The organism is Mesorhizobium sp. M0998, from assembly GCF_040318885.1.
Taxonomy (GTDB): domain Bacteria; phylum Pseudomonadota; class Alphaproteobacteria; order Rhizobiales; family Rhizobiaceae; genus Mesorhizobium.
Genome location: NZ_JAMYND010000003.1, coordinates 225914 through 240731, shown reverse-complemented (window position 1 = coordinate 240731; position 14818 = coordinate 225914). Strand labels below are relative to the sequence as shown.

Annotated in this window: 18 protein-coding genes; 13 read left to right on the top strand and 5 right to left on the bottom strand. The window is 62.5% G+C overall.

Annotated elements, in window-relative coordinates:
* The 5 genes from NKH59_RS04575 (at position 1) to NKH59_RS04555 (ending at position 4058) form a co-directional block, all read left to right on the top strand.
* Positions 1-252 carry an exodeoxyribonuclease VII small subunit gene (locus tag NKH59_RS04575; protein WP_031211056.1) on the top strand — a complete coding sequence of 84 codons (252 nt, stop codon included), beginning with the start codon at positions 1-3 and terminating at the stop codon, positions 250-252.
* A 109-nt stretch (positions 253-361) separates the two neighbouring features.
* Entirely contained in the window at positions 362-628 is a 267-nt protein-coding gene (locus NKH59_RS04570; RefSeq protein ID WP_023716908.1) for a DUF2277 domain-containing protein, read from the top strand.
* A gap of 9 nt (positions 629-637) precedes the next feature.
* On the top strand, positions 638-1558 hold the full coding sequence (locus NKH59_RS04565; protein WP_352540104.1) for a pirin family protein: 921 nt from the start codon (positions 638-640) through the stop codon (positions 1556-1558).
* Between the two features lie 81 nt (positions 1559-1639).
* The gene (gene dxs, locus NKH59_RS04560; protein ID WP_352470661.1) at positions 1640-3553 is read left to right on the top strand and encodes a 1-deoxy-D-xylulose-5-phosphate synthase; all 1914 of its coding nucleotides are present in this window, start codon (positions 1640-1642) and stop codon (positions 3551-3553) included.
* Positions 3554-3764: 211 nt separating this feature from the next.
* Positions 3765-4058: a hypothetical protein gene (locus NKH59_RS04555; protein ID WP_352449894.1), complete on the top strand. Its 294-nt coding sequence runs from the start codon at positions 3765-3767 to the stop codon at positions 4056-4058.
* A 27-nt stretch (positions 4059-4085) separates the two neighbouring features.
* On the opposite strand, the gene NKH59_RS04550 is transcribed toward NKH59_RS04555, so the two are convergent.
* On the bottom strand, positions 4086-4487 hold the full coding sequence (locus NKH59_RS04550) for a GFA family protein (protein WP_352449893.1): 402 nt from the start codon (positions 4485-4487) through the stop codon (positions 4086-4088).
* A gap of 175 nt (positions 4488-4662) precedes the next feature.
* Here NKH59_RS04550 and NKH59_RS04545 point away from each other — a divergent pair, with 175 nt between their 5' ends.
* The 3 genes from NKH59_RS04545 to NKH59_RS04535 all read left to right on the top strand — a co-directional run bounded on the left by NKH59_RS04545 (position 4663) and on the right by NKH59_RS04535 (position 7127).
* Positions 4663-5442 carry a TlyA family RNA methyltransferase gene (locus NKH59_RS04545; RefSeq protein ID WP_352470660.1) on the top strand — a complete coding sequence of 260 codons (780 nt, stop codon included), beginning with the start codon at positions 4663-4665 and terminating at the stop codon, positions 5440-5442.
* Complete coding sequence (locus NKH59_RS04540) at positions 5439-6680, top strand: class I SAM-dependent RNA methyltransferase (protein WP_352540102.1); 1242 nt, start codon at positions 5439-5441, stop codon at positions 6678-6680. Before NKH59_RS04545 ends, NKH59_RS04540 begins: the two co-directional genes overlap by 4 nt.
* 96 nt (positions 6681-6776) lie before the next feature.
* Positions 6777-7127 (top strand): antitoxin Xre/MbcA/ParS toxin-binding domain-containing protein, encoded by a 351-nt coding sequence (locus NKH59_RS04535; protein WP_502908675.1) that lies wholly within the window; start codon positions 6777-6779, stop codon positions 7125-7127.
* 54 nt (positions 7128-7181) lie between these two features.
* Here the strand turns inward: NKH59_RS04535 and NKH59_RS04530 are convergent, their stop codons facing one another.
* The 4 genes from NKH59_RS04530 to NKH59_RS04515 all read right to left on the bottom strand — a co-directional run bounded on the left by NKH59_RS04530 (position 7182) and on the right by NKH59_RS04515 (position 10050).
* Positions 7182-7571 carry a type II toxin-antitoxin system VapC family toxin gene (locus NKH59_RS04530; protein WP_023674128.1) on the bottom strand — a complete coding sequence of 130 codons (390 nt, stop codon included), beginning with the start codon at positions 7569-7571 and terminating at the stop codon, positions 7182-7184.
* The gene (locus tag NKH59_RS04525) at positions 7558-7833 is read right to left on the bottom strand and encodes an AbrB/MazE/SpoVT family DNA-binding domain-containing protein (RefSeq protein ID WP_352449889.1); all 276 of its coding nucleotides are present in this window, start codon (positions 7831-7833) and stop codon (positions 7558-7560) included. The genes NKH59_RS04530 and NKH59_RS04525 overlap by 14 nt, the downstream gene beginning before the upstream one ends.
* A gap of 151 nt (positions 7834-7984) precedes the next feature.
* A complete protein-coding gene (gene tldD / locus NKH59_RS04520) occupies positions 7985-9397 on the bottom strand; it encodes a metalloprotease TldD (protein WP_352501957.1) in 1413 nt (470 codons plus the stop codon).
* A gap of 128 nt (positions 9398-9525) precedes the next feature.
* Positions 9526-10050, bottom strand: a complete 525-nt coding sequence (locus tag NKH59_RS04515) for an invasion associated locus B family protein (protein WP_023674131.1) — start codon at positions 10048-10050, stop codon at positions 9526-9528.
* A gap of 372 nt (positions 10051-10422) precedes the next feature.
* Between NKH59_RS04515 and coxB the strand changes: the two genes are divergently transcribed.
* From coxB to NKH59_RS04490, 5 genes are all read left to right on the top strand, one after another.
* A complete protein-coding gene (gene coxB, locus NKH59_RS04510; protein ID WP_031211057.1) occupies positions 10423-11301 on the top strand; it encodes a cytochrome c oxidase subunit II in 879 nt (292 codons plus the stop codon).
* A 38-nt stretch (positions 11302-11339) separates the two neighbouring features.
* On the top strand, positions 11340-12992 hold the full coding sequence (gene ctaD / locus NKH59_RS04505; RefSeq protein ID WP_352470655.1) for a cytochrome c oxidase subunit I: 1653 nt from the start codon (positions 11340-11342) through the stop codon (positions 12990-12992).
* Positions 12993-13068: 76 nt separating this feature from the next.
* Positions 13069-14013 (top strand): heme o synthase, encoded by a 945-nt coding sequence (locus NKH59_RS04500; protein ID WP_352612408.1) that lies wholly within the window; start codon positions 13069-13071, stop codon positions 14011-14013.
* Positions 14010-14177: a cytochrome c oxidase system small membrane protein gene (locus NKH59_RS04495; protein ID WP_023674135.1), complete on the top strand. Its 168-nt coding sequence runs from the start codon at positions 14010-14012 to the stop codon at positions 14175-14177. Before NKH59_RS04500 ends, NKH59_RS04495 begins: the two co-directional genes overlap by 4 nt.
* 7 nt (positions 14178-14184) lie before the next feature.
* Positions 14185-14817: a cytochrome c oxidase assembly protein gene (locus NKH59_RS04490; RefSeq protein ID WP_352612410.1), complete on the top strand. Its 633-nt coding sequence runs from the start codon at positions 14185-14187 to the stop codon at positions 14815-14817.
* Position 14818 lies beyond the last annotated feature (1 nt).

The window sequence follows — 14818 nt, the reverse complement described above, 5'->3', positions numbered from 1 at the left end:
ATGGCTGGTGAGACCAACGAGGACGTCAAGGCGATGAGCTTCGAGCAGGCGCTCGAGGCGCTGGAGAGGATCGTCGACGATCTGGAGCGCGGCGACGTTCCGCTCGACCAGTCGATCCGCATCTACGAGCGCGGCGAGGCGCTGAAGGCGCATTGCGACCGGCTGCTGAAGGCGGCCGAGGACAAGGTCGAGAAAATCAGGCTGTCGCGTGACGGCAAGCCGGTGGGGACAGAGCCGTTGGACGCGGATTGAGGCGCGGCGTCGAACGACAATTTTGCTTACCGGCTTTGGACATCATCACGATTGAGGGTAAAACTCATCCCGTTTGAAACGGCTCCAGGACGAGAGGAGATTGCGAAGGATGTGCAGAAACATCAAGACCCTGTTCAATTTCGATCCGCCGGCAACCAATGACGAGGTCCGCGATGCCGCACTTCAGTTTGTCCGCAAGCTGAGCGGAACGACGCGGCCGTCGAAACAGAACCAGCATGCGTTCGACCATGCCGTCGAGGCCATTGCCGCCTCGGCGCGCGAATTGCTCGACAGCCTCGAGACGACGCAGCATCCGCGCAATCGCGAAGAGGTGGCGGCCAAGGCGAAGGCCAAATCCGCACTTCGCTTCGCCTGAGGGGACCGCGTGAGCTTCTTTCCCGGAAACGATCCGCAGATGGGCGATGCCTTCGCCAGCGATCAGATCGAGCTGATGGTCATTCCGAATGCCAAGGATATTGGCGGATTTCAGGTTCGCCGCGCCTTGCCGACGGCCAGGCGCCGGCTGGTCGGACCCTTCATCTTCTTCGACCGCATGGGTCCAGCCGTTCTGCGAGCGGGCCAGGCGCTCGACGTGCGTCCGCACCCACATATCGGCCTGTCTACGGTGACTTACCTGTTCGACGGCAAGATCAGGCACCGCGATTCGCTCGGCACCGAGATGGTAATCCAGCCCGGGGACGTGAATTTGATGACCGCCGGCCGTGGCATCGTCCATTCGGAGCGCACGCCGGAAGAACTGCGCGGCGCGCCGATGTCGGTTTCCGGCCTGCAGACATGGCTGGCGCTGCCGGACGGCAAGGAGGAGGTCGCGCCGGTCTTCGAGAACACCGCAGCCCTGCGCCTGCCCGAAGTCGAGGCCGAGGGGGTCAGCGGCCGTGTGATCATCGGTGCGTTTTCCGGACTGCGCTCCCCGGTCGCCACCGCTTCGGACACGCTTTATGCCGATCTCAGGCTGGCGCCGGGTGCCAGCGTGAAAATCCCGGCCGATGCCGAGGAGCGCGCCATCTATACGCTGGAAGGCGAGGTTTCGATATCCGGTGACCGCTTTCCGGCCGAGCGGCTGCTGGTCTTCCGGCCCGGCGACGAAATCGTTGTCTCATCGGAACGCGGCGCCCATTTCATGCTGTTTGGCGGCGCCTCGCTCGGTTCGAAACGCTATATCTGGTGGAATTTCGTATCGTCCTCAAAGGAACGCATCGAGCAGGCGAAAGAAGAATGGAAGACAGGCCGCTTCGATATCGTTCCTGGAGACGAGCAAGAGTTCATCCCGCTGCCCGAAAGCTGATGCGCGTTACCGCCACATTTACATTCGCCGGCCAGCGGCATATTTCACGATGAACAGAAAATCTGACCAGGCTCGCAAACAGTGAACGCAAAGCCCGATACGCCGCTTCTCGACAAGGTCCGCGTCCCAGCCGATTTGCGCACGCTTGCCGAAGGCGACCTGCCGCAGCTTGCGTCAGAGCTTCGCGCCGAACTGATCGACGTCGTTTCCCACACCGGCGGCCATCTCGGCGCCGGCCTTGGCGTGGTCGAGTTGACCGTCGCGCTGCACTACGTCTTCAACACGCCGGACGACCGGCTGATCTGGGACGTCGGCCACCAGGCCTATCCGCACAAGATCCTGACCGGCCGCCGCGACCGCATCCGCACGCTGCGCCAGGAGGGCGGCCTGTCCGGCTTCACCCGTCGCGTCGAGAGCGAATACGATCCGTTCGGCGCAGCCCACTCCTCGACCTCGATTTCAGCCGGCCTCGGCATGGCGATGGCGCGCGATCTGTCCGATGGCCGCAACAATGTCATTGCCGTCATCGGCGACGGCGCCATGTCGGCCGGCATGGCCTATGAGGCGATGAACAATGCCGGCGCACTCGATGCCCGGCTGATCGTCATCTTGAACGACAACGATATGTCGATCGCTCCGCCGACCGGCGCAATGAGCGCCTATCTGGCCCGTCTGGCGTCGGGCAAGACCTATCTGGGCTTGCGCGATTTCGGCAAGAAGCTGACGTCGTATCTCGGCGAGCGCGCCGATCGCGCCATCAAGCGAGCGGTCGAGCATGCGCGCGGTTACGTCACCGGCGGCACGTTGTTCGAGGAAATGGGGTTCTACCACATCGGCCCGATCGACGGTCACAACCTCGAGCACCTGATCCCGGTGCTGAAGAACGTCCGCGACAATGCCGACGGCCCGGTGCTGATCCACGTCGTGACCCAGAAAGGCAAGGGCTACGCCCCGGCCGAGGCAGCGGCCGACAAATATCATGGCGTCAACAAATTCGACGTCATCACCGGCGCCCAGACCAAGGCGCCCGCCAATGCGCCGAGCTACACCAAGGTGTTTGCCGAAAGCCTGATCCAGGAGGCCCGAGAGGACGACCGCATCGTCGCCATCACCGCCGCCATGCCGAACGGCACCGGGCTTGACCTGTTCGGCGAAGCGTTTCCGGCGAGGACCTTCGATGTCGGCATCGCCGAGCAACATGCGGTGACCTTCGCCGCCGGTCTTGCCACGGAAGGCTTCAAGCCTTTCGCGGCGATCTACTCGACCTTTCTGCAGCGCGCCTACGACCAGGTCGTCCACGACGTGGCGATCCAGAAATTGCCGGTGCGCTTTCCGATCGATCGCGCCGGCTTCGTCGGCGCCGATGGTGCCACCCATTGCGGCGCCTTCGACACGACCTTCCTGGCGACGCTGCCCGGTTTCGTCGTCATGGCCGCGGCCGATGAGGCCGAGCTGCGCCATATGGTACGCACCGCTGCAAGCTACGATGACGGCCCGATCGCCTTCCGCTACCCGCGCGGCAACGGCGTTGGTGTCGAGATGCCGCAACGCGGCTCGGTATTGGAGATCGGCAAGGGCCGGATCGTCAGGGAGGGCACCAAGGTTGCGCTGCTTTCCTTCGGCACCAGGCTGCAGGATTGCCTGGCCGCGGCCGAGGAGCTTGGCGCGGCCGGGCTTTCGACCACGGTCGCCGATGCCCGTTTTGCCAAGCCGCTCGACGAGGACCTGATCCGGCGGCTGGCCCGTTCACACGAGGTGCTGGTGACGGTGGAAGAGGGCGCGGTCGGCGGCTTCGCCAGCCATGTGCTGCAGTTCCTGGCCCATGAAGGGCTGCTGGAGAGCGGCTTGAAGGTGCGCCCGCTGGTGCTGCCCGACACATTTGTCGACCATGCCAAGCCGGAAAAGATGTATGCCGATGCCGGGCTGGACAGCGCCGGCATCGTGCGCACCGTGTTCGTGGCGCTGGGGCATACCGCGCAGGCCCAGCGCGCCTAGTTTTTAGACGCATTTCCGGCGACGCCGAAGCGATTCAACTTGGCTGCAAGATGCTAGCCTGAATCAATATCTCAACTGCCTGAATCAAATTGCCGGCGAACAGTCGTAACCTGCTTTTTACGCTGCCGTTTGGCGATTTGCTTACCGTGTCCTTTGGCCGTTCTTCAACGCTGCCCTGCTAGAAGGCAACCAGGCAGGGGAAAGAAGACCAATGAGATCGCTTTTGGGCGGCATCGCGCTTGCGGCCATCTTCGCCGCGTCGGCCGGGGCCGAAACGCGCTACGACCGCAAACTCGAAGAGGCGGTGATGGGCATCGTCGCCGGCAAGATCGGCGAGATCCGTGGCGGCTTTTCCTACAAGCAGGCGCCGCAATTTGTCGTCATGCCAGATACCTCACCGAAGGCGTCAATTTCCGTTGACCGGCCGCGCCCGCAGGTGTTCGGCGACAGCAGCGACGGTCTGACGCCGGCCGTCGAACGGCGGGTTTCGCGGACCATATTCTAAAGCATGATCCCGAAGAGACTCTAGAAACTAGAACCACATATCCCGCACACAGCGACCATCTCTCGGCAAATCCTCGAATGCATCGAGACCATCGAAATGGTCGATCGGGAGATCGGCGACGGCCTCGGGCGGCGCAAGCCTCACATTGACGGCGATGCGGTAGCGCCCAGCCGCATCGGGATGCAAACCGCGCCAGGCCAGGACGCAAGCGCAGGTTGGGCAGAAGAGAATCTCAAGCGAAGGATGAGCCTTTCCGACGCGCCGATAGGCGCTTACGGGCCCGGCAAGGCGGATGCGTTCGTCGACATGGTCATAAGCCCAGAGCGTGCCGTAGCGACGGCAAAGTGTGCAATTGCAGGCAGTGATCGAACCGGGATCGCCCTCCAGGGTCCAGTGGGCTGCGCCGCAGTGGCAGGTTCCCGTCAGCATGTTTCCTCCTCCACGTTTCGACGGCTAAACGGCATCTCTTTCTTAGCATTGCGTCGGATCTCGTGCGAGGTTCGACAAACAGCGGAGTGGCTTGATGCGTTCACCCGTTGCCAACTATGCATTGTCTCATCGCCAATATCCTTGCCATCATCGTTGGCATTCGCCATGAAGGCCGATGACTTCCCTTCCGCCAGCCAGCATACGCCAGCGGCTCGACGAATTGCTCGTCCAGCGCGGTCTGTTTGCCAGCCGCTCGCGTGCCCGCGACGCGGTCGAGCGCGGCACCGTGACGGTCGATGGCATCGTCGCCCTCAAGCCGGGCCAGGCCGTTCTGCCTGAGTGCAACATTGTCGTTGACGATCCGGCGCAGGGTTACGTGTCGCGCGCCGCACTGAAGCTGAAGGCTGGTCTCGAGCATTTCGCCCTCGACCCCACCGGCAGCGAAGCGCTCGATGTCGGCGCCTCGACCGGGGGCTTTACGCAGGTGCTGCTCGAACGCGGCGCGGCGCATGTCACCGCGATCGATGTCGGGCACGGCCAGATGCACTCCGACATTGCCGGCGATCCGCGCGTGACGGTAATTGAAGGCCTGAATGCGCGCCAACTATCGGCCGCCGATCTCGGCGGCCGTGTGCCGGATTTCATCGTCTCGGATGTCAGCTTCATATCGCTGAAACTGGCGCTGCCGCCGGCGCTTGCCTTGGCCAGGAATGGCGCAAAAGCTGTGTTTCTGGTCAAGCCGCAATTCGAGGCCGGCCGCGAGGCGATCGGCAAGGGCGGCCTGCTTAAGGACCCCTATGATGCGGCGCGCATTGCCGGCCTGATGCAGGACTGGCTCGATGCCATTCCCGGCTGGCGCTCGCTGGGGCTTCATCTGTCACCGATAGAGGGCGGCGACGGCAACCGCGAGTTCCTGCTCGGCGGCATCAAGGACGTCGAGACCCAGAAGCGATGAGCACCCGTTTCACGATCGCAAGGTTGGGCTCGCAGGGCGACGGCATCGCCGAGACGGAAACCGGCGAGATTTTCATTCCGTTCGCGCTGCCGGGAGAGGTCGTCACCGCCGCGCGGGAGAAAGATCGCGCCACCTTGATGTCGGTCGTTGAGGCTTCGCCGTTGCGGGTCGATCCGCCGTGCCGGCATTTCGGCGCATGCGGCGGCTGCGCCGTCCAGCATCTCGAGACTGAAGCCTATCACCGGTGGAAGCGCGAAAAGGTCGTGCATGCGCTGAAGAGCAAGGGCATCGCTTGCGATGTCGGGGCGCTGGTGCCGTGCGCGCCGCACACGCGCCGCCGCGTCGTCTTCACCGCCCGGCGGAGCGAGGCGGGAATGCAGTTCGGCTTCGTTCGCGCGCTGTCATCCGAGATCATCTCGATCGAGGAATGCCCGATCTCGGCGCCGCAGATCGTCGCTGCGCTCGACCGTTTGAGGATGCTTGCCGGACTGATCTGCACCACGACCAAATCGTTCCACATGGCGGTGACGGTGACCGGTTCCGGCCTCGATGTCGCGGTTCACGATTCCGGCAAGCTCGGCGAGAACCAGCGCCGCGTCGCTTCCAACTTCGTCATCGCCGAGGGGCTGGCCAGGCTGTCGGTCGACGGCGAGATCATTATCGAACCAAACAAACCGGTCGTCCTGTTTGGTGGCGTCGCCGTCGCAGTGCCTCCGGGCGCTTTCCTGCAGGCGACCGAGGCTGCCGAACAGGCGATGGCCAACATTGTCGGCCAGCATTTCGCGCGCGCCAAAAAGGTCGCCGATCTGTTCGCCGGCTGCGGCAGCTTCGCGCTGCGCCTGGCCGCAAGATCGGAGGTTCATGCGGTGGAAGGCGATGCGGCAGCACTCGCGGCGCTCGACCGGGCATTCCGTTTCGCCAGCGGCCTGAAGCGGGTGACCGGCGAACGTCGCGACCTGTTCCGGAGGCCGCTCACATTCAAGGAGTTGAATGCCTTTGACGGCGTTGTCTTCGACCCGCCTCGCGCCGGCGCCGAGGACCAGTCGAAGCAGATCGCGCGCTCCTACGTGCCGCTCGTCGCTGCGGTGTCTTGCAATCCGGTAACGCTGGCGCGGGACCTACGCATCCTCATGGACGGCGGCTATACCCTGAAGAGCGTGACGCCGATCGACCAGTTCCTGTGGTCGCCGCATGTCGAGGCCGTGGCGCTGTTGGAGAAGCCGAGACGAAGACGCTAGCAGCCAGGGCCTGAAACGCGCACCAAAAAAGCACATTTTTAGCGCACATCGTTCAGACCGTGCTAGGGAATTGCCACGAGCACCGCAGCCTTCGAAATTTCGCCATCGTGCTTCGGCGAGGAGCGGGCGCCGTTTCTCTCGCCAAGGCGGGTCGCTGAACTGCTAGGGGTCAATACGACAGAACTGTTGGGGCTGACCGGTCTCGCGCGCAACACGCTTGCCGCCGAGTCCGGTGCGCGCAAGGTCGACGCCGCATTGAGTCCCATCGTCCGTATCCTGGCGATGGCCGGCGAGATGGCCGGTGATGAACATCGTGCGGCGATCTGGTTCAAGCATCAGCCGATCCCCGGTTGGGCCGGAAAGACCGCCTACGATCTGGTTCGCGAAGGCAAGACGGACAAGGTGCTTGCCTATCTGGAGGCAGTCCGCTCCGGCATCTATGCCTGAAACCAGGCTGACCCTGTGGCGCGCTTTTGTGCCGCGCTGGGCCGCTGTGAGCTGCTATGCTTCTTGCACGCGTTCGTATCCGGCCGCCTTCGCGGCCCTGACGAACTTGCGGTCAAAAGTCGCGAAGCCAGCGCAGTGAGCGGACTTGCCCAGATGCAGCGCATCAGCGAAATCCAACCCCTGTTCCGAGAGGTCGAGCGCGGACGACACGACCGCCCCGTCTTCCACCTCTACCGTGGGAAGCCCGCTAAACACCCGTAGCGTACGGGCGATTTCAAGCGGCGCAAAACCGTAGGCGCTGCGCAACACCCATTCGACTTCCAGCATCACCGTGACGGCGACAAAGACCGGCTGGCTATCGATCAGCGCCCGGGCGCGGGAAGACTGCGACGGGTGATCGCCCGTCAGGTAGCGGACGATCAGGTTGGTATCAATTGCGAGCATGGCGCCGCCGCGCTTCGGCGAGCACGCCCGCGTCCATTTCCTCCAACGTCTTCGGCCTGCCACTATAGCGCAGCGATCCAAACACGTCCTCTGGCCGTGTCTCGGCGAAGACTGGCGCAGGCTTCAGTAGCACGCCCTCCGGGGTATCCTCGACCAGAAGGCGTGTGCCGGCATGCCATTCCCTCCGTTTCCGGATCGCGCTGGGCAGGATGACCTGTCCCTTGGTCGAGACCGTAGTTACGAGCTTCTTTGCGGCAGCCATCTGCGCACGTCCTTATGTGTAAGACGAATGTAAGATAGTCGAAGCTCTCCGCAAATTCAAGGCGCAAGCTACTCCTACTTAAAGCGATGACAAGGCAGTGGGCGGCGGGGATTGGTTGTTCCGGAGCGGCGATAATTCGGCGTCAACTCCATCAAACCCTGGTGCCGCCGACTGTCATCTGGTTCATCCTGAGATGCGGCTGGCCGACGCCGACCGGCACGCCCTGTCCGGCCTTGCCACACATGCCGATGCCGGTGTCGAGCTTCATGTCGTTGCCGATCATCGCCACACGATGCATGGCATCCGGCCCGTTGCCGATCAGCATGGCGCCCTTGATCGGTTGCGTCACCTTGCCGTTCTCGATCATGTAGGCTTCGGTGCAGCCGAACACGAACTTGCCCGAAGTGATGTCAACCTGGCCGCCACCGAACGACACGGCATAGATGCCGTTCTTGACCGAGGCGATGATCTCGTCCGGCTCCATGTCGCCCGCTGTCATGTAGGTGTTGGTCATGCGCGGCATAGGCTCGTGCGCGTAACCTTGGCGTCGCCCGTTGCCGGTGGCTTTCATGCCCATCAGCCGGGCGTTCTGGCGGTCCTGCATGTAGCCGACCAGCTTGCCATCGTCGATCAGCACGTTATGGGCCGATGGCGTGCCCTCATCGTCGACGGTAAGCGAGCCACGCCGCTCGGGCAGGGTGCCGTCATCAACGACGGTGACGCCTTTCGCTGCCACCTGCTGGCCAAGCAGGCCGGCAAAGGCCGACGTCTTCTTGCGGTTGAAATCGCCTTCCAGCCCGTGGCCGACGGCCTCGTGCAACATGACGCCCGGCCAGCCGCTCGACAGCACGATGTCGAAAGTGCCGGCAGGTGCTGGAACCGCTTCGAGATTGACCAGCGCTTGCCGCAATGCCTCCTTGGCCGCGTGCCGCCAGCTGTCCTCGATCAGGAATTCACCAAAATCCTTGCGGCCTCCCATGCCGTAGGAGCCGCTCTCCTGGCGGTCGCCGTCGCCGACCACCACCGACACGTTGATCCTGACCAGCGGACGGATGTCGCGCACCATCTGGCCGTCGGCGCGCATGATCTCGACATGCTGCCAGGAGGCGGCGAGCGACGCCGTCACCTGCCTGACGCGCGGATCCTCGGCCCGCAGCCATGCATCGATTTCCTGAAGCAGCTTGGCCTTGGCCTCGAAGGAAGGCGAGGGGATAGGGTTTCCGTCGCCGTAGAGGTGGCGGTTGGTGCGGGCAGGCGCTGCGGCAAGCGTGCCGGAATAGCCGCTCTTCACCGTCGAAACGGCATCGGCGGCGCGCAGCAGCGAGGCTTCGGAGAGATCGCTGGAATGGGCGTAGCCGCTGGCTTCGCCGGCGACGGCGCGCAGGCCGAAACCCTGGTCGGTGTTGAAATTCGCGGTCTTCAGCTTGCCATTGTCGAACATCAGCGATTCGCTTTCGCTATATTCGAGAAACAGTTCGCCGTCGTCGGCGCCGTTAATAGTCTCGGCAACGATTTGCTTGATGCGATCGTCGGAAATGTCAAATTGGCCGATCAGGCTGTTCATGGCAGGTCCATTCGCAGGAGGATTGTTTCCCACGATGTAGGCGCGAAGGCCCGCACAGACAATCTGAAATGAGATTTGCCGTGACCTCGGCCGGTCAACATCACTGGATCGTGCTACAAGACCCAGGCTCAAGGCAGGGCGGCGAAGCCGTCGGCGAAACCCTTGAGGTCGACGGGAATGCCGATGCCCTCTTCCGGCGTCTGGAAGACGATGAAGGTGGCGGACGTACCGGTCTTCAGCGTGTCGAGCAGCGGCTTTTCCAGGATGACCTCGGCATAGCAGCCGTCCTGGAAACAGCGCACGAAATAGGCGCGGCCGATATCCTTGCCGTCGACATTGAGGCCGAGGCCGTTCGGCAACAGCACGCCGAGCGGCGCCAGCACACGCAGGATTTCGGCCTTGTTGTCGGCTGTGCGCAGCACGACGACGGAAAGACCCATTTCCGGACGGTCCTCGGCGACGACGTTCTGCATCATCACGCATTGTTCGGATGTAGCACCGGCGGGCGTATCGCAGATGATCGACCACGCCCCATGCGTTGACTTCACCGTGCCGCTTGGCTGCGCGGCATTGGCCAGGCCGGCGCCGGACAAGGCTATTGCGGCGGCAACAAAGATGACCTTCGCCAAGGTTCTCGAAAGCCAAGGGTTCATGACGGCTCCATTGCGAATCACGGCACTTTAAGCCGCACTAAACCCAAGTAAAGGACGAGACCCCGGCGATCTGCCCCGACACAGGCGACAATGCGCTTTTCAGTGCCAATTTCGCCCTAATTGCGACGGCTCCGCACGCCGCGCGGCTCATTCTACCCGGATGCCGCTCTGGTGATTCGCGGCGAGCCGTCACCGCACGAAGCCAGCGCCGCGCTTGCGCGCAAAAATGCCGCACGGGTTCCGGCGCTCCTTTCTTGCGGAGGCAAATAGAGTATGGTTTGAACCAGCCTTGAATTGTCCGGGATTCCCGTCCCGGCCATTGTTCGACATTCTTGCGGTCCGATCGCGAGGAACTGGGAGATGACGAGGGCGATGAGAAAATTCCTGGCAACCGCCAAAATCGTAGCTAGTGCCGCCGCCACGTTGTTTGCCGCTGCATCCGCTCATGCAGCCCAGCCCCAACCTTGGGAAACCAGTTTTCAGCCTCCGGCGACCGACATTATGCGGCAGATCGAGTGGTTCGGGAACTACTCGTTCGCGTTCATCATTGTGATCACCGCCTTGGTGCTTTTCCTGATTGCCTACTGCATTTTGCGGTTCCGGGCGAGCGTCAACCCGACGCCGTCGCGCACCAGCCACAACACGCTGATCGAGGTCATCTGGACTGTCGGTCCCGTCGTCATCCTGCTCTGTCTCGCCATTCCCTCGTTCCAACTGCTGACCGCGCAATACACGCCGCCGGAAGAAGCCAAGCTGACCGTCAAGGCGACCGGCAATCAGTGGAACTGGGACTACGAATACCAGGTCGACAACACGCTTTCCTTTAATTCCGCGATCCTTCAGGATGCCGACAGGGCTGCTGCCGGCAAGGAAGATCGCGCCGCGTATCCGCGCCTGCTCGCCGTCGACAATGAGATGGTGGTGCCGGTCAGCACCATGACCCGCGTGCTGGTGACGGCGACCGACGTCATTCACGCCTTTGCCATGCCGTCCTTCGGCATCAAGACCGATGCGGTGCCGGGCCGCATCAACGAGGTCTGGTTCAAGGCGGACAAGGAAGGCCTCTATTACGGCCAGTGCTCGGAACTCTGCGGCAAGGACCACGCCTTCATGCCGATCGCCATTCGCGTCGTCTCCGATGCACAATACAAGACCTGGCTGGCGGCAGCCAAAACCGACCTTCCCGGCGCCAACAAGGCGCTGATGGCCGAGGTCGATGGCACGAACAAGGTAGCGGCCGCCGGCAATTGATGCCGCGACCAGAAAAGATTCAGGGAACGGAGCCGACCATGGCGCACGCTGCAGCTCACGACGACCACGACCACAAGCCGTATCATGGCTGGGTCCGGTGGGTGTATTCGACCAACCACAAGGACATCGGTACGCTTTATCTGATCTTCGCGATCATGGCGGGCTGCATCGGTGGCGCCTTGTCGGTCGTCATGCGCATGGAATTGCAGGAGCCGGGCATCCAGATATTCACTGGCCTGGCGCAGATGGTCTACGGCATGAATGGCGACGCCGCCATCGACGGGGGCAAGAGCATGTACAATGCTTTCACCACCGCGCATGCGCTGATCATGATCTTCTTCATGGTGATGCCGGCGCTGATCGGCGGCTTTGCCAACTGGATGGTGCCGATCATGATCGGCGCGCCGGATATGGCCTTCCCGCGCATGAACAACGTCTCGTTCTGGCTGCTGCCGCCGGCTTTCATCCTGCTGATTTTCTCGGCCTTCGTCCCGAGTGCGCCCGGCGCCTACGGCGTCGGCGGCGGCTGGACGCTTTATCCGCCATTGTCGACATCGGGCCAGCCCGGACCGGCCATGGACCTGGCGATCCTGTCAATCCACATCGCCGGCGCCTCCTCGATTCTTGGCGCCATCAACTTCATCACCACCATCTTCAACATGCGCGCGCCCGGCATGACCATGCACAAGATGCCGCTTTTCGCCTGGTCTGTGCTGATTACCGCCTTCCTGCTGCTTCTGTCGTTGCCGGTGCTGGCCGGCGGCATCACCATGCTTTTGACCGACCGCAATTTCGGCACCACCTTCTTCGCCCCGGACGGCGGCGGCGATCCGATCCTGTTCCAGCACCTGTTCTGGTTCTTTGGCCATCCGGAGGTCTACATTCTGATCCTGCCGGGTTTCGGTATCATCAGCCATATCATCTCGACCTTTTCGAGGAAACCGGTGTTTGGCTATCTCGGCATGGCCTATGCGATGGTTGCCATCGGTGCGGTGGGCTTCATCGTCTGGGCCCACCACATGTACACGACGGGCCTGTCGCTCGATACCCAGCGCTATTTCGTCTTCGCCACCATGGTCATCGCGGTGCCGACGGGTGTGAAGATCTTCTCGTGGATCGCCACTATGTGGGGCGGGTCGATTTCGCTCAAGACCCCGATGCTGTGGGCGATCGGCTTCATCTTCCTGTTCACTGTTGGCGGCGTCACCGGTGTGCAGTTGGCCAATGCCGGCCTCGACCGCCCGCTGCACGATACCTATTTCGTGGTCGCGCACTTCCATTACGTGCTGTCGCTGGGCGCGGTCTTCGCGATCTTCGCCGGCTGGTACTACTGGTTCCCGAAAATGACCGGCTACATGTATTCGCCGGTGATCGCGAACACCCACTTCTGGGTCACTTTTGTCGGCGTCAACCTAGTCTTTTTCCCGCAGCACTTCCTCGGCCTTTCCGGTATGCCGCGTCGCTATATCGACTATCCGGATGCCTTCGCCGGCTGGAACATGGTGTCGTCCTACGGCTCGTACATCTCGGCTATCGGCGTCGTCATCTTCCTGTTCGGCGTCTTCGAGGCGTTCCAGAAGAAGCGGGTCGCCGGCGCCAATCCTTGGGGCGAGGGTGCGACCACGCTGGAATGGCAACTGCCTTCGCCGCCGCCGTTCCACCAGTGGGAACAGTTGCCGAAGATCAAGTAGGCGGTTGCCTCCTTTAATACGGAGCCGCCGGCCGACCGGCGGTTTTGGCCAACGGAATGATGGACTTTAAGTACGCATGGCCCTTGCCGAAGACAGACTGATTGACGAGCCGGGCTTCCGCATGTCGGAAGCGACGGCGGGCGATTTCTTCGCCCTGCTGAAGCCGCGCGTCATGTCGCTGGTGGTGTTCACTGCGTTTGTCGGCATGGTCGCCGCTCCGGTGACCATCAATCCGCTGCTGGCGGTGATCGCGATCCTGGCTATTGCCATCGGCGCCGGCGCCTCCGGTGCGCTCAACATGTGGTATGACGCAGACATCGATGCGGTGATGACGCGCACCGCCGGCCGTCCCGTGCCGGCCGGCCGTATCCGGCCAGGCGAGGCATTGAGTTTCGGGCTGGTGCTGTCGGTTCTGTCGGTGATGACGCTCGGCGTGCTGGTCAACTGGTTGGCAGCATCGCTTCTGGCCTTCACCATCTTTTTCTATGCCGTCATCTATACGATGTGGCTGAAGCGCTGGACGCCGCAGAACATCGTCATCGGCGGGGCTGCCGGTGCCATTCCGCCGGTCATAGGCTGGGCGGCGGTAACCGGATCGGTCAGCCTCGAAAGCTTGGTGCTGTTCCTGGTCATCTTCCTGTGGACGCCGCCACATTTCTGGGCGCTCGCGCTGTTCAAGTCGGAGGACTACGCCAAGGCAGGCATTCCGATGATGCCGAATGTCGCCGGTCAGGCCTCGACCAGACGCCAGATCTTTGCCTATGCGCTGGTCCTCGCGCCGGTTGGCGTGCTGCCCTGGGTTCTCGGGTTCACCACGCCGGTCTATGGCGTCGTTGCATTGCTGCTCGGCGCCGGCTTCGTCTGGTATGCGTGGAAGGTGCTGCAAATGGCCGATGACGACCGGGCGATGAAGCCGGCCAAGGCGTTGTTCGGCTATTCGCTGCTCTATCTCTTCGCCATCTTCGCCGCCTACCTTGGCGATTGTGTCGTCGCGCGCGCGCTGACCATTGGTGGAGCATGAGCATGGCCGAAAAGAAGCTTGAACTGGTCACGTTGACCGAACGTCAGCAGAAGGCCCGCCGCAATCGCTCGGCCGCAATCGGTTTCGCGCTGGCGGCGCTGGTCGTCATATTCTACGTCGCGACCATCGTGAAATTTGGTCACAGTTTCCCCGGCTCGATGTGAGCTTAACATGACCAGGCAAACAGTCACCGATCCTAAGAAGAAGAATACGAACCGCGTCGTCGCCGGCGTCTGCATCGCGTTCTTCGGCGGCATGATCGGCATGGCCTACGCCGCGGTGCCGCTCTACGCGATGTTCTGCCAGGCGACAGGCTACGGCGGCACCGTCAAACGGGCGACCCAGCAATATGCCGATCGGGTGCTCGATCGCGACATCACCATCCGCTTCGACGCCAACACCGCCGGCGTTCCCTGGCAATTCCAGCCGGTCGCTCGCTCGATCACCATCAAGATCGGCGAAACCGCCGAGGCGCATTTCAGCGCGACCAACAAATTCAGCCGTCCCATCACTGGACGCGCCACCTTCAACGTGCAGCCGGAACTGGCCGGACCTTACTTCAACAAGGTCGAGTGTTTCTGCTTCACCGACACGACGCTGAAGCCGGGCGAGACACTGGACATGCCGGTCGTCTTCTATGTCGATCCCGACATCGTCAACGCGCCGGAATTGAAGGATCTGACGACGATTACCCTGTCCTACACGATGTTCCCGGTCGACAAGACCAAGCCGGTCGCATCATCGGTGCCGGCCGACGGCCACCGCAACAAGATTTCAGATACCGAAGCAAGCCTCGGGGGTTGAT